The sequence below is a fragment of the Cytophagales bacterium genome (genome assembly GCA_033344775.1).
Lineage (GTDB): Bacteria > Bacteroidota > Bacteroidia > Cytophagales > Cyclobacteriaceae > JAWPMT01.
In genome coordinates, this window is record JAWPMT010000004.1 from 1,383,823 (window position 1) to 1,404,109 (window position 20,287).

General features: G+C 44.9%; 17 protein-coding genes and 1 tRNA gene. 8 read left to right on the plus strand and 10 right to left on the minus strand.

Annotated elements, in window-relative coordinates:
* Positions 1-12 precede the first annotated feature (12 nt).
* The 5 genes from ggt to R8G66_14825 form a co-directional block, all read right to left on the minus strand.
* On the minus strand, positions 13-1,710 hold the full coding sequence (gene ggt, locus R8G66_14805; protein MDW3193638.1) for a gamma-glutamyltransferase: 1,698 nt from the start codon (positions 1,708-1,710) through the stop codon (positions 13-15).
* 84 nt (positions 1,711-1,794) lie between these two features.
* Positions 1,795-2,391, minus strand: coding sequence for a hypothetical protein (locus R8G66_14810; protein MDW3193639.1), 597 nt, complete (start codon positions 2,389-2,391; stop codon positions 1,795-1,797).
* Positions 2,392-2,744: 353 nt separating this feature from the next.
* A complete protein-coding gene (locus tag R8G66_14815) occupies positions 2,745-2,894 on the minus strand; it encodes a T9SS type A sorting domain-containing protein (GenBank protein MDW3193640.1) in 150 nt (49 codons plus the stop codon).
* Positions 2,895-2,902: 8 nt separating this feature from the next.
* The gene (locus tag R8G66_14820; protein MDW3193641.1) at positions 2,903-3,103 is read right to left on the minus strand and encodes a hypothetical protein; all 201 of its coding nucleotides are present in this window, start codon (positions 3,101-3,103) and stop codon (positions 2,903-2,905) included.
* 551 nt (positions 3,104-3,654) lie between these two features.
* The gene (locus R8G66_14825) at positions 3,655-4,482 is read right to left on the minus strand and encodes a M57 family metalloprotease (protein ID MDW3193642.1); all 828 of its coding nucleotides are present in this window, start codon (positions 4,480-4,482) and stop codon (positions 3,655-3,657) included.
* 131 nt (positions 4,483-4,613) lie between these two features.
* On the opposite strand from R8G66_14825, the gene R8G66_14830 reads away from it, so the two are divergent.
* The 5 genes from R8G66_14830 to R8G66_14850 all read left to right on the plus strand — a co-directional run bounded on the left by R8G66_14830 (position 4,614) and on the right by R8G66_14850 (position 11,530).
* Entirely contained in the window at positions 4,614-7,328 is a 2,715-nt protein-coding gene (locus tag R8G66_14830; GenBank protein MDW3193643.1) for a S8 family serine peptidase, read from the plus strand.
* A 123-nt stretch (positions 7,329-7,451) separates the two neighbouring features.
* Entirely contained in the window at positions 7,452-7,937 is a 486-nt protein-coding gene (locus R8G66_14835; GenBank protein MDW3193644.1) for a sigma-70 family RNA polymerase sigma factor, read from the plus strand.
* Between the two features lie 7 nt (positions 7,938-7,944).
* Positions 7,945-8,547, plus strand: a complete 603-nt coding sequence (locus R8G66_14840) for a hypothetical protein (GenBank protein MDW3193645.1) — start codon at positions 7,945-7,947, stop codon at positions 8,545-8,547.
* 107 nt (positions 8,548-8,654) lie between these two features.
* Positions 8,655-9,326 (plus strand): hypothetical protein, encoded by a 672-nt coding sequence (locus R8G66_14845; protein MDW3193646.1) that lies wholly within the window; start codon positions 8,655-8,657, stop codon positions 9,324-9,326.
* Positions 9,327-9,811: 485 nt separating this feature from the next.
* Positions 9,812-11,530 carry a sulfatase-like hydrolase/transferase gene (locus R8G66_14850; GenBank protein MDW3193647.1) on the plus strand — a complete coding sequence of 573 codons (1,719 nt, stop codon included), beginning with the start codon at positions 9,812-9,814 and terminating at the stop codon, positions 11,528-11,530.
* A 136-nt stretch (positions 11,531-11,666) separates the two neighbouring features.
* On the opposite strand, the gene R8G66_14855 is transcribed toward R8G66_14850, so the two are convergent.
* Positions 11,667-13,499: a long-chain fatty acid--CoA ligase gene (locus R8G66_14855; protein ID MDW3193648.1), complete on the minus strand. Its 1,833-nt coding sequence runs from the start codon at positions 13,497-13,499 to the stop codon at positions 11,667-11,669.
* A 113-nt stretch (positions 13,500-13,612) separates the two neighbouring features.
* A complete protein-coding gene (gene dinB, locus R8G66_14860) occupies positions 13,613-14,821 on the minus strand; it encodes a DNA polymerase IV (GenBank protein MDW3193649.1) in 1,209 nt (402 codons plus the stop codon).
* A 76-nt stretch (positions 14,822-14,897) separates the two neighbouring features.
* On the opposite strand from dinB, the gene R8G66_14865 reads away from it, so the two are divergent.
* Both R8G66_14865 and R8G66_14870 read left to right on the plus strand, forming a co-directional pair.
* Positions 14,898-15,302, plus strand: a complete 405-nt coding sequence (locus R8G66_14865; GenBank protein ID MDW3193650.1) for a nuclear transport factor 2 family protein — start codon at positions 14,898-14,900, stop codon at positions 15,300-15,302.
* Positions 15,303-15,630: 328 nt separating this feature from the next.
* Positions 15,631-15,712 (plus strand) — tRNA-Leu (locus R8G66_14870).
* Positions 15,713-15,841: 129 nt separating this feature from the next.
* Here the strand turns inward: R8G66_14870 and R8G66_14875 are convergent.
* Positions 15,842-16,294 carry a hypothetical protein gene (locus R8G66_14875; GenBank protein ID MDW3193651.1) on the minus strand — a complete coding sequence of 151 codons (453 nt, stop codon included), beginning with the start codon at positions 16,292-16,294 and terminating at the stop codon, positions 15,842-15,844.
* A 123-nt stretch (positions 16,295-16,417) separates the two neighbouring features.
* Complete coding sequence (locus tag R8G66_14880; GenBank protein ID MDW3193652.1) at positions 16,418-16,900, minus strand: Crp/Fnr family transcriptional regulator; 483 nt, start codon at positions 16,898-16,900, stop codon at positions 16,418-16,420.
* Between the two features lie 198 nt (positions 16,901-17,098).
* Here R8G66_14880 and R8G66_14885 point away from each other — a divergent pair, with 198 nt between their 5' ends.
* The gene (locus tag R8G66_14885) at positions 17,099-18,541 is read left to right on the plus strand and encodes a hypothetical protein (GenBank protein ID MDW3193653.1); all 1,443 of its coding nucleotides are present in this window, start codon (positions 17,099-17,101) and stop codon (positions 18,539-18,541) included.
* Between the two features lie 304 nt (positions 18,542-18,845).
* Here R8G66_14885 and R8G66_14890 read toward each other — a convergent pair whose 3' ends face one another.
* Positions 18,846-20,279, minus strand: coding sequence for a pyridoxal-dependent decarboxylase (locus tag R8G66_14890; GenBank protein MDW3193654.1), 1,434 nt, complete (start codon positions 20,277-20,279; stop codon positions 18,846-18,848).
* Between the last annotated feature and the right edge of the window lie 8 nt (positions 20,280-20,287).

Below are 20,287 nucleotides of genomic sequence, written 5' to 3' on the forward strand. Positions count from 1 at the left end.
CTAGTAATCAGATTAATATCCAGCTGCCTGTCCGTCTTTTCTGGATTCCGAAGCTCCGGAATATACTTTAGATTCCAGATCCACCCCTATCGCCTGGTAACCACCATAGATACCCACGCCCGTTCCGATTCGGTGCCCTTTCTTTCGCAACTCCCTGATGGTTTCGTAAGTAAACCCACTCTCCAGGTTGAGCGTGCCTCCATTGGTCATTACCGAACCTGTGGGTTGTGAGCTGCCGACATGTCGCATTCTTGGTGCATCACCTGCTTCCTGCAAATTCATTCCAAAATCAATCAGATTCACCACGATCTGTGCATGGCCCTGTGGCTGGACCGCACCACCCATCAGTCCAAAACTCACCCATGGTTTTCCATCCTTAGTAATGAACGCAGGAATGATCGTATGAAAAGGCCTTTTCCCAGGTTCCAGCGCATTGGCATGCGTAGGGTCCTGTACATTGAACATTTGCCCACGGTTTTGCAAGACGAACCCTAGTCCATTTGGTACCATGCCCGACGCAAATTCAAAATAGATGCTTTGGATGAGGGAAACCATGTTCCCATCTTTATCCGCTACCGTCAGATAAGTAGTATTTCCTGTCTCAATTTCCAGGTCTCCTGCAGGATAGGTCCTGGCCGCCTGATCAGGATCAATCAGTTTGCTTCTCTTTGTCGCGTAATCTTTAGAAATCAGTGTTTCAATCGGAAGTTTGTTGAACTCCGGATCAGCGTAAAACTTCGCTCGGTCTTCATAGGCTAGTTTTTTAGCCTCCGTCATCACATGCAGGTATGCTGCACTCCCGAATCCCATACTTTTGATGTCAAATCCTTCCAGGATGTTGAGCATTTGCAAAGCGGCCGTGCCTTGCCCATTTGGTGGCAGCTCCCACACCTCATATCCTCTATAATTGGTACTCAGAGGCTCTACCCAATTCCCGGTGTGTGAGGACAGGTCCTCGTAAGACAGGAACCCTCCATGCTTTTTCATATAAGCGGCGATCGTACGAGCAATTTCACCTTTATAAAAGACATCTCTTCCTTTCTTCGCGATCTTCTCATAGGTATTGGCCAGGTCTGCATTGACAAATACTTCTCCTTTTTTCGGAGGACGGCCATTGGGCAGGTAAGTTTCAGCAAAGCCTGGGAAGTCTACTTTGTTCTGATAGTTGGTCGCCATTTCGTAGGCGATGACTTCCGATACCGGAAAACCCTCTCGACAGTATTGAATGGCAGGGGCCAAAATATCGATCATGGGCAGCTTCCCAAATTTCTCATGCATCATGAACCACCCATCCACCGTGCCGGGAGTAGAAACTGCCAGTGGACCAAAGAGCGGGATCTGCTTCATGCCCTTGTCCTGGAAGTAAGCAATATCCAGCGATTTTGGAGATCTCCCGCTGCCATTGAAACCGTACAGTTTCTCCGTCTTGGCATCCCAGACGATGGCAAAAATATCTCCGCCTATCCCACAGCTAGCCGGCTCTACCAGTCCGAGTATTGCATTGGCGGCAATTGCCGCATCCATGGCCGAGCCTCCCTTTTTCAAAATATCCAGTGCCGCCTGCGTTGCCAAAGGCTGACTGGTGGCTGCCATGCCATTTTTAGCCAACACTTCAGATCGTGTGGTGAAAGTTTGTCCGGTCAGACGATCCTGCGCCTGAACAGTGACGGCAATAACCAACAGAAGAATTGAGAAAAGCTGCTTTTTCATGATGAAAGTATTTCACCATCAAAGCTAGAAAAAAACACAGCCGACTACTTTGAAAATAGGACCAGCGGCAAGTAATCTGATTACTTACTCTTCCATCGTCCAGTCGAGGGCATCATGAATATCCGTAAACTTCTTGATTTTCAGATTAGGCATCACCATTTTGATCGCAGAACCTATAAAATTGGCAAAAATGCTCCCTGATCCAGTTTGTCGGTTGACCATGGCCAGTCGCTCGACTTTTCCGACAATATTTTTCGCCCTGCCTTTGATGAACCCTTTCATCCAGATCCGAGCCTCCGTATCAAATTCTTTGAGTCCTCGTCGGTCTAAAATCAATTTTCTGTATCCCTGAAATTCCACACTATCTCCTCCTAGCTCTAACAAAACGGAGGCAGTCTCTTTGGTCACGGAACCGGACCAGTTGATTCTTGAAAGGCCATTGACCTCATCAAGCATAAATTTGCTACCATTTACTTCTTTGATGATCCGAAAACGGGGTTTGACTTTTTTGGGAACGGACTTTTCTACGACCTTAGACAAGTACTCCAGGTCCTGTAATTCTTCACTGGTCAATAGATCATCGATGGCCTGATCAATGACTTCCTCTGAAACAATAGGCGTGGATGTGGTGGACTGTTTAGTCTCTGACGAAGGAGACTTGGCAAAAAACGAAAATTTCATCTGTACTCTGGTTACGGTTAAGCGGTATGTGAGTAAGACTATTTCCCTATAGCGATGGCATAGTTAGGCGAACGATTATCGAAGTTAGGGAAAAGTTCGACCAATGGACCCATTTACTCGACTAAAATTCTGAACTGTCTCTATGTATACAATTCTGATTTTCAGGCATTTATAATGATATCCCTCGAATAAGGTGATTTCAAACGATTGTATTGATCAAGAAGCATACTCTACAGGTAATTTCCTGATTAAAAAAAGAAAAGCATCCTTCAAATGACATAAAAAAAGACCAGCCCTCCCGATAATCATCGGGGCGGACCAGCCTTTTCGAGATACTAAACTAGAATCGCAAATCAATTCTTGATCAACCTATATTGATATTGGTCTCCTCCAATGCGTAAGTTCATGAAATACATGCCAGGATCTAACCGGTCTACATTCACTTTTACCTCTCTCTGCCTTGCCTGTAGCGCCACGCTTTGATTCAGGACTGTTCTACCCATGACATCAATCAAATTATATTCACTTCCTGCGCCTCCGGCAAAGCCAACTGCAAGCTGAATTCGTCCACAAACGGGATAGGATAAAAATTCACATTCAGCTCGGCAACTTCTTCAACATTCGTGATGAATGACCGAGCACCTGCTCCGGTACAAGTAATGACGTTGGCACTGGCATCGTATGGCAGGCTGGTATTTGTTACATTATCCACGCACACATTTACTGTTACAGCTCCTTTGGACAAACCTCAGGTCTGAAGGTTAGCTACCCCATTCTTCCGAAGGCAAATCCTTGCTTACCGTTGATATTGATCCTCGCGGAAGTATATCGACTCCCACGGTTGCGTTCCCTTTTTGCGGTGATCTTCAGTGTACCACCACTCACTTCTACATTTCCCCTTTGTAGAACTGCTCTTCATTATTCCCCCAACCACAGAGATTAATATCACAGCCATCACCTGTTTGATGACTGCAATCGGCTGTATTTAGTGATGTACTGCAATTTCAAGCTAATCTGAACGAGGCATTCTGTAAATAAAGTGATCGACTTGCTATCCTAAAATGAAGCATGGCCTTAGGTGATAGCAACTCCAATTAATGCAATTACTCCACAGGTTTTCGGCTTGATCTTGAACGAGTAAAATAGACTAGAAAAAGTATCAACAAAAAAGGCCGATCCTAAAGGGATCGGCCTTCTCTATTCAACCAGAATATCAAATAATCTCGCTACCTAAATAACGCTATTATTGAACTCTTCAATTTTTTAGTACAAGAAGTCTAATGCAGTTTGGTCATCGTTGTTGAAAGGACGATCGCTTCCATCAGTACAAGCCAACATCCATGATGCAGCTGCCAAAGAAGCGCCAGCAGGAGTTCCAGGGATCAGATTTGCACCAATACCTGCATCACCTTCATTAGCAGTACCTCCACCACAAGAAATGCTTCTGTCGAAGTAATCTGTGTGACGGAATCCGATGCAGTGGCCCAACTCGTGCGCAAAAATGGTAGCAATACCATCAGTGCTCAATCCGAAGGAAGATTCCAAAATTCCGCTCATCTGGATAGATCCGAAAGGATCTCCAGAATTCGTAGGGAATCCGGCAGAACCTAAAATACCTTGCCTTTCATCTCTTCTTTTCAAACGAGAAACAGAAATATCCGCATTTCTATTCGTAGTTCTACTAAAAGTAATTTCCAGGTTCTCTGCATTGTAACGAGAAATCGCTTCATCAAAACCTGCAATCATACCGGCGCTGAAACCTCTTCGACCGGTAGGTACGTAAATCGTGATGTTTCTTGATCCACCCGTGGACACAAGATTGTTCGTAGAATACTGCTCCGCTACAGGAATTCTGTGACCGTGAGACATCTCTCTCAGTTGTCCCTCAGTAAGGTAAATATCACCTTCGATCAGGAACCCATCTTCGAATACAATTGGCGCTTGGTTTGCGACATCAAAACCAGCATCTGTAATCAACGCCATCATGGCAGGCGAAATGTCCTCAGAGCTGGTGATCTCTTCAGAAGTACAGCTGTACAAAACAACCGAGGCTACCATAGCAATAGCCATGGCCTTAAACACATTTTTCATAGGAAATAAACTAGGTTAATTTGAATTTTCAGTTCGCAATATATGTTTTTTTTTGTTGTGACAAAGTTTTCAATGAAAACGTTTAAAATGTTTTATATCAGCGATTTAGGAAAAAAAACTATTTTCGCAAGATGCGAATTACGCTTCTCATCATCCTTATTTTCCTTTCAATTAATCTGGCTGCTCAATCCCCTAATGTACTGAACAGCAGCCCCTTAATCCCAATTGCAAACAGTCCATATTTGCAACTCAATAAGGGTGAACTTACCAGTAAATATCAGGTCATACGGAGACTGGGAAACGGGGAAGTAATTGTACGTAAAAAAAGTGCTAAAAAGGGGGGGCAATCAGCAGGTAATTCCGGTATTAACCACGAATGGAAATGGGGTGGTTTTGCAAACGAGTTGCAAGAAGGATTTTTCTACATCAGGACTGCAAAAAGCCTGAGCGCGACAAACGGCATTCACGAGCATTGGTTTGATCCTGACAGATCCTTATCACTGGTTTACGGTAACATCGAAACGCTCAAGGAAAAAGTTTTACCACTACCATCGGTTACGTTCATTCAGCCAGCCAATCGGACTCCAAAAGAAGAAAGCTTGCAACGCCTTCATAATCTTGGGATCAACGGCATCAGAAAAACACATCAACAATACCCTAATCTTAATGGAGCTTCGTTGATCGTCTCGGTAAAAGAAAATGCATTGGATACTGCCGACCTGGACCTGGCAGGACGCGCCTCCTGGGATGGTCTCACTTCCACAGTCCAGGTCAACCACGCTACCAACATGGCCACCCTCATCGGAGGTGCCGCCAATAGCGGAAAAGCCGGAGAAGGTGTGGCACGTGCGACCCGATTCCTTTCCGAGGACTTTTCTAATTTACTACCCGCCCCCGATCAGGCATTCCTCAACAGGAACATTGCCCTACAGAATCATTCTTACGGCGTAGGGGTTGAAAATTTCTATGGCGTCGAATCCGTAGCTTTTGATCAACAGGCACTCACACTCCCAACCCTGCTACATGTATTTTCTTCCGGCAACCTGGGTGCATTGAACAGCACCGGCGATTATGAAGACATTGTGCGGTACCGAACCCTCACAGGCAGCTTTAAACAAGCCAAAAACGTACTGGTGGTCACAGGGTCTGATGATCTGGGTGAGGTTGCGGACGCAAATTCCGCCGGACCTGCCTATGATGGGCGTATCAAACCTGAGTTAACCGCTTACGGAGGGAGTGGCACTTCCGATGCTGCTGCCTTGGTAACCGGGGCCAGCCTGGTCCTTCAGGAGCTTTTTGAGCAACTACACGACGAGTATGCAACCATCGATCTGATGAAGGCCATTCTGATTGCCTCCAGTAAAGAGGTTGGTGCTCCCGGCCCGGACTTCTTAACCGGATACGGGCAGATGTCTCTACCCAGAGCTACGGATCTGATTGATTCTGGTCATTTCATTCAGGATAATCTTACCACGACAAACACCTCAATGAATCATACCATCGATGTTCCCGAGGGGACTGCAGCACTGAAAGTGGTGCTCAGTTGGATCGATCCTCCTGCCAATGATGCGGATGCTTATGCCCTGGTCCATGACCTGAATGTGCGCGTTTCTCGCGCTGGTACCACCTGGGAACCCTGGGTATTGGATCATCGGCCGGACATCAATCTGCTATCCGCTCTTGCCGTTCCCGGAAACGACACCCTAAATAACGTTGAGATGATCACCATCCCATCCCCGGCTTCCGGAAGCTACTCCATTGCAGTATCCAGCAGCAACCTGACCACCGATCAGGGTTTTGCAATCGCCTATCATATCTCAGCAGCCGATCAATTTGAATGGACCTACCCTACCCAACTGGATGCTTTCACCACCGGAGAGGAAGCCTTCTTGTATTTTGATCAAACTTTTTCGGCACCCGGCACGCTGGAAATTCGAACGTTGGAAGGTTCCTGGCAATCAATTGCCGCTATCGGCACAGCTGACCAATTGGTCTCGTACACGCCAGACCTTTCGGGCGAAGTAATCTTACGCGCCCTATTTGAAGGTCAGGAGTTCCTCTCTGATACCTTCGCGATCCATCCCAAAATTGATTTGTCAGTCGACCTGCTTTGTGATGAAGAGATGTCTCTCAGTTGGAATGATGTCGGCGCTCCTTCATATCAGTTATCCCGATTTGATGGTAGCGCATTGGTTGCTGTTTCCGAAGTTCAGGGACTGGATACATTGATCGAGAGGTCTGCTTTCCCCGGGAATCAATTCACTGTCACACCTCTTTTCAATCATGTAACCGGACTATCTGATGAAACCCTCAACGTGAATCAACAGGGCGCTGGTTGCTACCTTAATCGTTTCCTTGTCTCTATCGATGATCAGGGAGCCGCACAATTGACCATATCGCTGAGTACTCCTGAAAAAATCACTTCTTTAAGCGTACTCCGTAGTGACAGGCAAGGTGTATCCGTCCTACTCGATGTGGTGCCTGACCAGGACAGCTACATCGTCATCGATCCCAGCCCTACTCCAGGAAGGACGATCTATCAGGTCATGCTCTCGACCAGCTCCAGACTTGAGATCAGCTCAGAGGAAGTGGAAATTTTCACCACTGATGATTCGCAATACATCCTTTTCCCAAACCCGGTATATGACGGCCAATTGTCCTTACTCAGCCCAACAACCGATGCCATCTTCCAAATTGTGGATTCTCAGGCCCGTATTGTCAGCAATTTCCTCATCAGTGCGGAAGCGGAAACTTTCCCAGTCGGTGAACTGGAAGGTGTCTACTATTTCCGAATCATCAAAGAGAGTGAAGTCGTTAAGACTGGCAGGTTTGTGGTAGGGCAATGATTTCCAGAGCAGTTGGTTTGAAAGTAGAAAACACTTGAAGCATCATTAATTAGCAATCACAAGTTTTTTCTATGCTCCTGTGATATTTCCCCTTTTTCCTCTACTAATGGTCAAAGCGTTTGCATGAAACAAGAGGAGTTTATAGCAATTGTCAAACAACATCAGAAGCTGATCTTCAAAGTATGCCACCTGTATGGTGCGGATGAAGAGCAACGAAAGGACCTGGAGCAGGAGATCTTGATCCAACTCTGGCTTTCAATGGAGCGATTTCGTGGAGCTTCTAAATTGTCCACCTGGATCTATCGTGTGGCCATCAACACAGCAATCACTCAGACTAAAAAGCTCAACAACTACCTCTCCAATCTGCAACGAATCGATGACACCATCATCAATCTTCAAAATGACACCAGTGATAGCGACCATATCGATCTACTTTATCGCGCCATACAGCTATTGGGGCCTACAGACAAGGCAATGATGATGTTGTACCTGGACCGCTTGAAACACACTGAAATCGCTCATATCATGGGAATCACCCCATCAAATGTGGCTACAAAAATTGCCAGGATCAAAAACCAATTATCTAAGAATATAAATAAACTCAAATAAGCTATCAATGATGAATATGGACCAACTTGAACATACCTGGCAGCAACAGGACCAGAAACTTGACAGAGTACTGGAAATGAATCAAGAGTTGTTGAGAAAAATAAATTTTGAAACCGCACATCGCACCCTTAAAAAACCACTATGGTCAGAACTTGTGACCCTGGGAAGCACATTGCTCTTAGCCATTTACTTATTGGCGATATCCTGGCACCTCATGACGATCTGGCAATACAGCATTCCCGGACTTATTGCTAGTTCATCAGCATTTGGTCTGATTGTTTTCTCATCACATCGAATAAAATTGATCCGAAAAGCACAGGACTTAACCACGCCCATTTCGATCTTACAAAGGCACCTGGCCACCCTACAGCTCAAAAAAATTAAGTTAGCCCGGATTGAGCTCATCCTGGGCATTTGTGCAGTGATTTGTATGTGGCCCATAATCATATTCACAGGTTTTGGAGTAGATATTTATCACCACCCTTGGATGCTAGGCATGATACTTTTGATGGTTGCCATCATTGCCATTCCTGTCACCAGAACCTATGAGCGATCCTATCATAAAAGTGTGCTGTCAGCAAAAGCCATGATTGAAGAAATTGATCATTGATGCCATGATGCAGGAGTCGAAGGAAAGTTGTTTGTATTTTTTTTCGAGATATCAATCATGTTTGGGATATTCTACGCAGTTGATCAGCACGTACTATCTTGCACCTCATGCAAAACAATACACCGATAGCAATGCTGGTCCTGGTGCTCTGCTGTTACTCAGCATCATTAACTGCACAGGATTCCTATGTGATTCGTAGCGTCGACAAAACCACCAACCAACCAATTGATGGACTGGAAGTATGGTACGAGGACTCACTGATCGCCACAAGTAACTTCCTCGGGTATTTTTCGGCACCCGGCCAACCAGAAGACCTTTGGACACTCAAGCATCCCTCCTATTTTCCGCAAGAGTTGGTATTGCCCACTTCGCTCAAGTTTCAAGTGAAAATGGGATTCAAAGGTGATTCGCTACTTTTCTCAGAAGGATTGAAGGACTTTTATCAGCAGATCGCCATGAAGATGCGTTTTCCGTCAGCTGCCCGAAATGCCGGGTTTCAGGGAACCTGCATGGCTCGTCTGTCCATCGATCAGGAGGGCAAAACGATTTTGGAAGAAGTTAATGGTGCTGGATGCAAGTCCGTACAGCGCGCCATCAAAGATGTATTCAGAAAGCTGGATGGCTCCTGGGATGTCAGTCATGCGGGTGAACAGATCATGATGCCTTTCGTTTTCCAAATTGTTGGTCAGGAACCTCCGCCACCCTTGTCCGAACCCAGAGACTCTGCCTTCAAGCACTTTGGTGCGGTGACAGTAACTGCTCAGAAGATAGTAAGATAAGGGAACTGGAAGATTGGACCTTCTTAGTTCTTTATAACTGCCCCTGGGTAAAATCAAAAGGCTAGTCAATGTAAGACTAGCCTTTTGGAGATACTAAACATGAATCGTAATGCATCCTTCCATCAGCCAGCTATTAAATAGACCAACTGATCACTTCTTCATACTATTACAGGATTTTACGAATTCAATAATAAGACGAACAATTATTAAATATTGAGCATTCAGGCAATTGATGTAGTCTTGATGTATTGAAAAGTGCAAAATTTTTATCGCAACAAAGGATTTCAAATGAATATTGATAATTCATTCGCATTTTTAGCCACGGTTAATATTGATTTTTGAAAAGTTTCACATTCAGAGTATGTCTTTTACCGACGTTTATTACCTCAAATCTCAATTCAACAAAAAACCATACGTGTCCTGAATCGAAAAATTGTAGTTTCACCCAATGACTCAAAACAGAGAATGAAAAACTGAAAACTTGTATGAGATATGGAGATGTGATCTGGTACCAAGAAGTTCTTTTCTGGTTGTTTTTCTTCTTGTTCAATTTCAGTCTGTTTGCTTTCCATACGCTGATCCAGTTCAAGGCGCGGTACCTCAATCCCTTTCAAATGGAGAACAGAATGGACCACAATGCCTTGTTCTTCAGCTTCAATCCGGACTTTTACCGAATTAGTGTCGATGTTTCCCTGATCGTTCTACTTTATCGCTGGCTAACCTTTGATCAAGGTATCATTGCAGCGACGCTATACTACAGTTTCCTGCTCCTCTACAGTATCTATCACTACGCTTTTAGCAAGATCTATCAGGTCTATCCCATCTTTTCCAACGACTTTCGTTTGATTCTCAATGCATTCGGCATTCTGTGGGGTGAGTCCAAAGTCAAAGTGGTCTTTTCCTCGCTTTTGGCAGCAATCATGATCATAGGTCTTTCGGCGGGCTTTCATCAACTACTGGCTTTTAGTTCACAGCTTCCTCCCAATTGGATCACGTTATTCCTTTCACTAACCCTTGTTTTGTATGTAATAGTTGGAATCTGGAAATACGGCATTTATCGCCCTAAAAGTGACACGGCCATGCGCATACTGATTGCACCACTCAGGATCGCATTCAATGTCATCAATAGCTGGAAGCTCGTCTCTCGCTTAAAAAGGACCAACTTCGATCAACTTGACCAGTCCAGAAATACACGACTCAATCTTGCCCAAAAACCAAATATTTATTGTCTGTTCGTCGAGTCGTATGGAAGCATTTTACTGAAGGAAGAGCGACTCAGCAAAAGGTTCCTTCAGGATTTTTCCACCTTCAAAAATGCTTTGTCAGCAGCTGGCTGGAAGATCACCTCTAACCTCTCTGAATCTGTATCTCCAGTAGGTCCTTCCTGGTTAGCATATACTTCCGTACTCTTCGGCAGTAAAGTAGCCAACAACTTCGCCTATGAATTCCTCCTCAACAAAGCGGAACTGTATCGCTACGACACCTTGATGAAAGTTTTCATGAAGGAAGGCTACCAGTCTTACCACCTCAACGCTACCCAACCCAAAGCAGGAGTCATGGTGCCTTATCGGCAAATGGCTTCCTTTTTCGGGATTGACCAATGGATCCTCGCCAGGGACATGGATTACTCCGGGCCTGTTTATGGCTTCACTGAAAGTCCTGCAGATCAATATGTCCTGAATTTTGCACAAGAAAAGATCAAGCGTGAATTGAAAGAAGATCCATTCATTTTGTTCTATCTGACAAAGAATTCACATTCTCCATTCATCTCTCCATCGGAGGTCGTTCCGGACTGGAAAACGCTGAACCATCGAAATCAGGAAAACATTGGACAGGAATTTTTACAGGAGCCTACCCATGCCGATTATCAAAAGGCCATTACCTATCAGTTGGATTTCCTTTCTGATTTCATCCTGAAGCAAGCCCATCACCATGACATCTTTCTACTGATCGGAGATCATCAACCGCATGTCCTTGGAGATCATGTAAAATATGGAAATGAAACGCTGATTCATGTCATTTCCAAAGACCAAGGTTTCATTCAGGGTTTTGACGCTTACGGATTTCAGGATTCATTAGAAAACCTGACATGCCCTATCAAGCATGAGGGCATCTATTCGATGTTCATTCGGGAAATAATGCGGGCTTATGGGAAGCCAGGAAAGGACATTCCTCCTTATGAGAAGGATGGGGTGTTGTTTTAGGGTACTTCACAAAAGCGCGAAAAAGAGATACCGGTCTTTTATTGACATCCTACGGAATATATGTCAATAAAAACCGGCATGACGCGCCTAATTTGCTTCGATAACCATTTTGAATTTAATAGAAATCAAATGCAACCTAAGAATTACCCTCGTTGATCTTCTCAACGATATCAGCATCCAACTCATCCATAGAAACTTCCTCAATGTCCTTGAAGAGTTCTTTACCATCGCCTTTGTACATGTCCCGGATCAAGTCCTTGTGCTTTTCAATGATGACCCTTCTTTTGGGTTTCATGGTGGGGGTAAGCTCACCTCCCTCAATGGACCAATAGGCCGGCGCTAATCGGAAATCTTTGATCTTTTCCCATCGTCCAAAGTCTTGATTGGCTTTATCGACCAGTTTTTGGAAGAGCTTGATGATTTCCGGATTTTTGATCCTCTCACTTAAGTCAGCAGCCATGATGAACATTTTCCCTGCTTCTTCAATCAATTCCTCAAAATTCGGAACGATGATGGCTGCCGGAAATTTCTCCCCTTCTCCCACCACTATGGATTGCTCGATGAGGTTGGCCTCATTCAGCTTTTTCTCCAGCTGCTGTGGCGCAATGTAAAGCCCTCCAGATGTTTTGAAAAGCTCCTTCTTCCGTTCAGTGATCTTCAGGTAACCATCTTCAAGGGTACCAATGTCACCGGTTTTGAACCAGCCATCCTGAATGACCTGCTCGGTCATGTCATCATTCTTGTAGTATCCCTTCATCAGGTTAGGCCCATTGACCAAAATTTCGCCATCATCTGCCATCGAGACCTCAACTCCTTCGAGCGGTTTACCTACGTATCCAATTCTATAGTCTTCTACAGAGGATGTTGCTACGACGGGTGAAGTCTCCGTAAGGCCATAGCCTTCGATCACCTGGATCTCCGCAGCCCAGTAGACACGGGCCAATCGTTCCTGTAAAGCAGCTGCTCCGCAAATAATGGTCTTTATATTACCTCCCAGTGCTTCTTTCCACTTACTGAAAACAAGTTTACGAGCTACATTGAGTTGCTTCTGATAAATGATCCCCATGTCTGCACGTGGATCGTATTTCAGCCCCAAGCCGATCGCCCAGTTAAATATACCTTTCTTGATGCCCCCCAGTTCACTGCCTGTCTTCATGATTTTGGCATAGACTTTCTCAAGTAACCTTGGCACTGTGGTAAAGGCATGTGGTTTGACTTCTTTCAGGTTGTCACCAATCGTATCGATGCTCTCTGCATAGTAGACGCTTATTTTCAGCCAGATGTAAGCATAGATACACATTCGCTCGTAGACATGGTTCAACGGCAAAAAGCTTAAAGCCCTGTCACCTGCCACAAGATTAGAAAGCTGCTCATACGCCAACACATTGCTCACCAGGTTTTTATGCGTGAGCATCACCCCTTTCGGATTTCCGGTAGTCCCTGAAGTATAGATAATGGTAAGGAGATCATCTTCTTTGACTGCCGAACGATAAGGCTTCAATTCTTTGATCTCACGGCCTTCTGAAAGTGGCAGCAAGTCTTTCCAGTGCTTTTCATTTCTGATTTTATTGATTGTGAAGAGTTCCGTGGATGACTCCCTGCCTTTCAAGGCATTTTTTACATTGGCAAGAATCTCCTTATTTGACACAAAGAGCATCTTGACTTCCGATTGCTCAATGATGTATTGATAGTCCTTAGCGCCAATATTTGGATACATGGGGACCAATACCGCACCAATCTGCTGACAAGCAAAATCAATGAAGTTCCATTCCGGTCTGCTCTCAGAGATCAGCCCGATCTTGTCTCCTTTTTTGATTCCTTTCTCGAGTAACGCCAGGCTAAGTCTGCTGGAAACACTGATCACATTTCCCGTGCTGTACTTGATCCATTCCCCTTTGACTTTGTAGCAAAGCGCGTCCTCTAACTTATGTTGCGTATACTGGTTGAATAGTAAATCAAAGACTCTCATGACCTCTGTTTTGTAACTGGAAATAGTGAAAACGATTACAAACTTAATCACTTAGTAAACAACTCAATGAGCTTAACCCGTATGAGACGGGCTATTTGTTGATGAAAGGGAAACTAAGCCCTCCTATGCGCCGGGATCCAGTTGGGCTCGCCATTGAAGGAGTTCATGGTACCAATGTTCTTGGTACCCATGGCGATGGCTTTTTTGACTGCATCTTGCCCAAAGCGCTTACGGATGTGATCCATGGCCTGATAGAGGTTGCACATTTCTTCGGTATCGTCCAGTAAGGAGATCTGATGTCCACCCTGAACTAACCCACTGTAGCGTACCCCTATCAATCGGATCAATAATCGGCGTTCATAGAGCTTCTCAAAAAGTTCTTTGGCAACATCAATCAGCACATGATCATTGGAGGTAAATGGAATCCGCTTTTGCTTCGAAAATACCGTAAGATCCGCATAGCGAATCCGTACGGTTACAATAGAAGTGAGTCTATTACCGGTGCGCAGTTGCATGGACAGGTTCTCCGCCATGGCGATAATCAAACTCCTCATCTTATGCACATCTATCGTGTCCCGCTCAAAGGTTCGTTCTATACCAATGGACTTTCGTTCATGGTATTGCACAACCGGAGAATCATCCAGCCCATTGCAACGATTCCAGATGGTCAACCCGTTTTTTCCAAAAGCAGCATGCATGAATCGTTTGGGCATTTCCTGCACGGTTTTTACATGCTGCGCACCCATGTCACGTAGCTTGTAATAGGTTTCTGGTCCTACCCCCGGGATCTCTTTGACGACTAAGGGCCGTAGAAACCCTTTTTCCTTCCCCCGATCGATCTGTAGTACTCCATTGGGTTTGGCTTGGGCCGTACTCACCTTAGAGACTGTTTTATTCACGGAGATACCCATAGAGATCGGCAAATTGACTTCATTAATGATCCGTTCCCTCAGTTCACGCGCCCATTTTAAAGTACCATGAAAGCGGTCCATACCGGTCATGTCTACATAGAATTCATCGAAGGAGGCCTTTTCATATAAAGGTGATTCTTCTTTGATGATTTCAGTAACTGCCTTGGAATATTTGCCGTAAATACCACTGTTACCCCGGATCACTACGGCTTCCGGACACAGTTCTTTGGCCAGTCGCATGGACATGTTTCCGTGGACGCCAAAACGCCTTGCTTCGTAACTACAAGTAGAAACAACACCTCGCCCGGTAGTTCCTCCGATGATCACAGGTTTACCAATCAATTTAGGATTGATCAAACGCTCGCACGACACAAAAAAGGTGTCTAAGTCTAGATGTATGATGGTTCGCATGGTGTTAGCAAAAGTGCGATTATTCAACTAATTATTTTAGTAAATTACTAATTATATTAGAATTAATTTCCTATCTTTGCTAAGGATTTTAGACCCTAATACAATGACAACAGCAGAAGTGGCAAAACGGCTGGTCACGTTGTGCCGGCGGGGCGCCTGGGAACAGGCACTCGATGAACTTTTTCACGAAAATGCAACAAGCATAGAGCCTGAGGGTGCAATGAGTGGCACTACAACCGGCATCGCCAACATCCAGAAGAAAGGACAGGTATGGTCAAAGATGGTCAAGGAATTTCATGGTGTGGACGTCTCTGAGCCATTGGTAGCAGGAACGCACATCGTCTTGAAAATGGTCAGCGACATCACCTTTCACGAAGGAGGGAGACAGCAATCTGAGGAAATATGCTTGTATCATGTGGAAAACGGCAGGATACTCACTGAACAGTTCTTCTACGAGCCACCGAAACCACCAACTGTTTAGTTGTTTGGGAGGGACCCCTACGGGGGTTCTTCTTTTATCAGGCAGATTAGCTCCCGAAAAACTAAGACTCACCGACGATTGCGCCTTGTACTTCCATCCTCGGAAGGAAGGGCATGCAATCTGGGTGTGTGCAGGATCATTGTTATATCCATTTAGAACAGTAAATCTCGAATGATCCTGAGTTAACCTGCCGGAGGCAGGTTTTTGGTTAATCGGTTATTGGGTTTTTCTGCACACAATTTTATAGCTCTGATGAGTGATCTTGATTCTACATTAAAATTTTATTGATGTGTTTTGATCTATTGAAATATATTTGCACTCCTTTCATGCGCACGTGGTGAAATTGGTAGACATGCTATCTTCAGGCGGTAGTGCTTTCGGGCGTGGAGGTTCGAATCCTCTCGTGCGCACTCAACAAAGCGTAGATTTCTTCTACGCTTTTTTTATGCATCATTTTTAAGACAGTCGCATTGTGATAATGAGAGCTAACAAACGAATAATGGACGAGATTAGATATCTCTTCTATATTCTTTACACTCTTAAGCTGAAGCTTGTTTTTTGGACTGAAAATACGCCATAAAACTCAAGATAATCGCAGCACTGGAAACCAGGGTCATCACCGTGCCCGGAACGAAATTGACGTAGCCTCCTAAATCCATGAACAAGAAATAACCGAGATCAGCGAGGCCTCCACACAAGGCAGCTAAGAAAATGGCGTTTTTATTCCCTTTCCAGATAAAGAATCCACAAATGAGAGTCACCATCCCGATCCACAACAGATTGAAACCATGCTGACCTATGATGGCTCCGGAAGCAGGAGGGTAATTCGCGGCTAAAGTGCTGGGATCAACCGCATCTGCAATACCCGATACAGCCCCCTGAATGTCATCAGATAAAATAAAAGCATCAGTCATGACTCCTGCCAAGATGTGAACCAGACCCCAAATGATCCACAGCACTGCGGAAATTTTGAATAGTGATGAGTAACCCATGATCAGTTGATTTTTGGCCGTAGCATAAACGACCCTATTCTCTAATAGATAAATTCACACGAAGGTGACTCACACCAAATCAGATCACAATAACCTAGGTTAAGAAATGGATGATGACTAAAACTATTTCCCCTTCAATCGATTGGCCTTTACTTTACTCAGTCCCTCAGGTGTTATCCCTAAATAAGAAGCAATCATCTTTTGTGGGACCCGTTGCACCAATTCAGGATAAGTGCTCTCAAAGTGCTCATACCTTTCAATCGCAGAAACACTCATCATCATGATGATCCTTCGCTGCAAGACCAGTAACCGCCGAGCCAATCCCTCAAAGCCCTGAGGAGTACCGTCTCTTTCCAAATCTTTTTCTCTGACAATGAGCTCTGAATCTTCTATGGCATCAATGGTTAGCTCGGTTCGACTGGCTTGATCAACCGCATCGCCCATGATCCAACCTTCCGGAGCAAACATAAAAATGTGTTCTTTCCCCTTCTCATCTCTTGAGTAGGATCGGAGTAAGCCCTTCTTTACGATATATACTTTTGAATTTAGCTCTCCTTTATGTTGTAAGATCTCCCCTTTTTTGACGCTTAATTTTTGGACTCCCATTCACTGTATCGTTCTTTTCATTTGACAAATTAACCCGCATCACTTAAAAGCGATTGATCCCACTTATTTATCCTCATTAAGTTGCTCTTAATCACACGCACAAATAGCTGCTATTCACACTTCAAGCCAGCATTCCACACCCATTATCTTGTCTTCAATTTTCTTTCCTCTATCTTCATGCGCACATTTAAATGTCCCATGAAAACTACCATTATCTCTCTTTGTCTGATCTGCATGTGTCTGGGCTTTAAAGCAACAGCGCAAGATCAGCCGCCTTCTGTGCGAGTTGTCTACCTCGTATCCGCCGACCGGCAGGAACGTGCAGATTATAAAGCAGCCATTGAAATGGCTGTCCTGGACATCCAAAAATGGTATCAGAAACAGATGAATGGACGTACATTTCGCTTGAATGAGCCGATAGTAGAGGTGCTTAAATCCAATCAACCTGCTAACTGGTTTACAGGCACGCCTATACCTGGTGTTGGCGAAGGAGATTGGGGTTTTCAGCATACCCTCAGTGAAATCAAAAGACTCCTCCCCAATGAAGCGATCCCTGGAAATTACACCTGGGTCATGTACTCAGATGGTCCTGGAAGTTCCGGTCGAGGTGGTGGGCAAATCTGCTACCTTCCTGAAGACGATTTACTCGGTTTAACGGGCAGGCATCCAACTCAGCGAGATATCCCTCGGTGGATTGCAGGACTGGGTCATGAAATTGGTCATGCGTTTGGCTTACCTCACCCTCAAGACACCAAAAAACATGCAGATGCCATCATGTGGACGGGCATCTATGGAAAGTACCCTGACCAAACATATTTGACGCCAGATGACAAAGTTCACCTGAGAAAAAGCCCATTCTTTATCACTGATGAAGAAATTGATAATCGAGCAGTGGTCCATCAAACCGTGTACAGTTTCCATGGCGGCACCTTTACCAGGAACATTACCAAAGGGGGCGACGCCTTCTGGATAGAGGATCAGGATTACCTTCAAGATTCATACCATTTCGAGGAATTTAGGCAAGATGATGAGTATTACTATGCGCTTGGGAGATCAATAGTTACCATTAAAATCCCGATAAAAGGTGGCCATTCATACTATTCTGGTGATGATGGCAAAAATTGGACACGCAATCACTATGTGACGATGACTTCAGATGAACCTGTCGCAATATCAGTAGCAATAGAGGAAACATCTGAAGAACCTGAGGAAGAAGTAGCGGAAGAAAACAAACCTCAGGATCAGGCAAGCGATGACAAACCAGTCACTCCAGTCATCAAACTGAACGTAGTAACAGCCGCAGCAGTCCTGGAACCTTGTAGAGACCCTAAAGAGTTGACCATCGAAGGCGCTGTAGAGGCCACTGACATCACCTTCGTAAATCATCTCACTGAAGCAGTCCAACTCCTCTGGATTGACCATGATCAAAACCCAGTCGCTTATGCAACGTTACAGCCAGATGAAAAAATAGTACAGGGTACCTATTCCAATCATTGGTGGATGGCCAAAACCTTAAAAGGAGAATGCATTGGGGTATTTAGGAACGGAAAAACAGCTCCAACCACAGTTGATATTGAACGAAAAGTGAAGGTCTTTAAACTCCATACAGTGGATGAGTCGGGGCTGAAGAGGAAGAATTAGCAGCTTATGTTAATCTTGCCCTGACAAGTTTTACAAGATAAATAGGTATTACCACACATCGCTTATCTATCTGTAACAGATGAATGATTTTTCGATAAATAAAGTATAAAGCGCGTGAAAGAGATACCTGTATTTTCTCAACTTCCTTCGGAATCTAAGCTGAGAAAAACCGGCATGACGCGCTTATTTTAGTCTATCCGCTTCGGCGGTCCGACGCTTCGGCGGGCCGATCCCTGTTTCGTGTTTTTTGGCATCGGACAGTTACCAACTCCGTGTGACAGTATTGAAATATAAAGGAGGGTCATCAAATCCCCATGTTCTTCATTCGATCGTAATCACCACGTTTCTTTTCTAGCAAATCTACCAGTGCTTGCAAGTCTTCTTCTTGTGTATCGTAATTCGTGATGCACGCTCGCAGGGCAGGTTTACCATCAACAGGATACCGTGAAATCCAGGCCTTTCCCGAGTCCACAACCGCTTGGGCTATCCACGGAACAAACTCACGATCCTCCATGAATACCTGATGCGAAAAACACACCACCGGAAGAGGTGTTTGATTCAGTATTTTCCAGCCTTTTTGTTGTAAGCGTTTTCTTAATGCATCTCCCATTTTGATTTGGTGTTTGATCACGGCTTCATATTCTTGCCATCCGTACATAAGCAGCGATAAGTACAGCTTAAGGCCAATGAAACGACGAGACCATTGGATCGAATGCGTGAATGGATCAACAATTTCAAGATCACCGGCATCCTTGGGCATGTATTCTGTGGTAGTCCGAAAGCTTTTACTTAAAATCTCAGGATCAGCGGTGATGAACATGCTTCCTGACATGGGCACTGACAACCATTTATGTGCATCGAATGTGATGGAATTGGCCTCCTCTATTCCTTCGAGTAAATGATGACAACTCTCCGACAAGATGGCTGCCCCACCCCATGCCGCATCTACATGAAACCAAAGATCATGTGCCTTCGCAATTTCCGCAAGTTGTGGCAACGGATCTAATTCCCCGGTACCAGTTGTGCCTGCGGTACCGATAAGCATGAAGGGTTGATGTCCTGCAGCAATATCACTTATCAATTGATCTTTTAGAGCAATCACAACCATTTCCTGGTGCGCATTAACGGGAATATTTCGCACAGATTTTAAGCCCAGACCTGCGGAACGAGCCGCTTTAATGACAGAGTGATGGGCCTCCTCTGAACAGTAGATTAGGGGTCTTCTATCCACATTGACCACTCCCTCATTTGCGAAATCAGGAAAGGCATGATTCAAAGCACACAGCACGGCAGTGGTATTGGCCTCTGCTCCCCCACCCGTAAAAACACCATCTATTGATCCTTCCGACAGACCAAACTTCTTTCCGAATTCCTTGATCAGGTGTGTCTCTGCTTCTACGGCAAAGGGGGAATGACTCCAGGCAGCCATTTGAGGATTGTATGTTGCTGCGATCAGGTCTCCCAGTATACTGGCAAAGTTTGCGCGGGGATTGTAGAGGCCATAATAGCTAGGATGAGGTGTCTGAACTGCAAATTGTTCCAGCCCGGAGATCACATGATCAACGGCAGCTTCTTCAGATCGGTCCTTACCAAAATCAACTTGGGCATGCTGTTGGATTCTTGGAATATCCAATGGTGGAGAAACCCTCCTACCTCTGGTGTTTTGATAATAATCTTCCAGTGATTGTAGCGTATGCAGCATAACCCGCTGCCTTTCTTCAGGGCTTAGATCAAACATTTTATTGC

Bases quoted from the DNA above. Each gene is read 5' to 3' on its own strand.
- ggt (MDW3193638.1), bottom strand. From the start codon at position 1,710: ATGAAAAAGCAGCTTTTCTCAATTCTTCTGTTGGTTATTGCCGTCACT.
- R8G66_14810 (MDW3193639.1), bottom strand. From the start codon at position 2,391: ATGAAATTTTCGTTTTTTGCCAAGTCTCCTTCGTCAGAGACTAAACAG.
- R8G66_14815 (MDW3193640.1), bottom strand. From the start codon at position 2,894: ATGGGTAGAACAGTCCTGAATCAAAGCGTGGCGCTACAGGCAAGGCAG.
- R8G66_14825 (MDW3193642.1), bottom strand. From the start codon at position 4,482: ATGAAAAATGTGTTTAAGGCCATGGCTATTGCTATGGTAGCCTCGGTT.
- R8G66_14830 (MDW3193643.1), top strand. From the start codon at position 4,614: ATGCGAATTACGCTTCTCATCATCCTTATTTTCCTTTCAATTAATCTG.
- R8G66_14835 (MDW3193644.1), top strand. From the start codon at position 7,452: ATGAAACAAGAGGAGTTTATAGCAATTGTCAAACAACATCAGAAGCTG.
- R8G66_14840 (MDW3193645.1), top strand. From the start codon at position 7,945: ATGATGAATATGGACCAACTTGAACATACCTGGCAGCAACAGGACCAG.
- R8G66_14845 (MDW3193646.1), top strand. From the start codon at position 8,655: ATGCAAAACAATACACCGATAGCAATGCTGGTCCTGGTGCTCTGCTGT.
- R8G66_14850 (MDW3193647.1), top strand. From the start codon at position 9,812: ATGAGATATGGAGATGTGATCTGGTACCAAGAAGTTCTTTTCTGGTTG.
- R8G66_14855 (MDW3193648.1), bottom strand. From the start codon at position 13,499: ATGAGAGTCTTTGATTTACTATTCAACCAGTATACGCAACATAAGTTA.
- dinB (MDW3193649.1), bottom strand. From the start codon at position 14,821: ATGCGAACCATCATACATCTAGACTTAGACACCTTTTTTGTGTCGTGC.
- R8G66_14875 (MDW3193651.1), bottom strand. From the start codon at position 16,294: ATGGGTTACTCATCACTATTCAAAATTTCCGCAGTGCTGTGGATCATT.
- R8G66_14880 (MDW3193652.1), bottom strand. From the start codon at position 16,900: ATGGGAGTCCAAAAATTAAGCGTCAAAAAAGGGGAGATCTTACAACAT.
- R8G66_14885 (MDW3193653.1), top strand. From the start codon at position 17,099: ATGAAAACTACCATTATCTCTCTTTGTCTGATCTGCATGTGTCTGGGC.
- R8G66_14890 (MDW3193654.1), bottom strand. From the start codon at position 20,279: ATGTTTGATCTAAGCCCTGAAGAAAGGCAGCGGGTTATGCTGCATACG.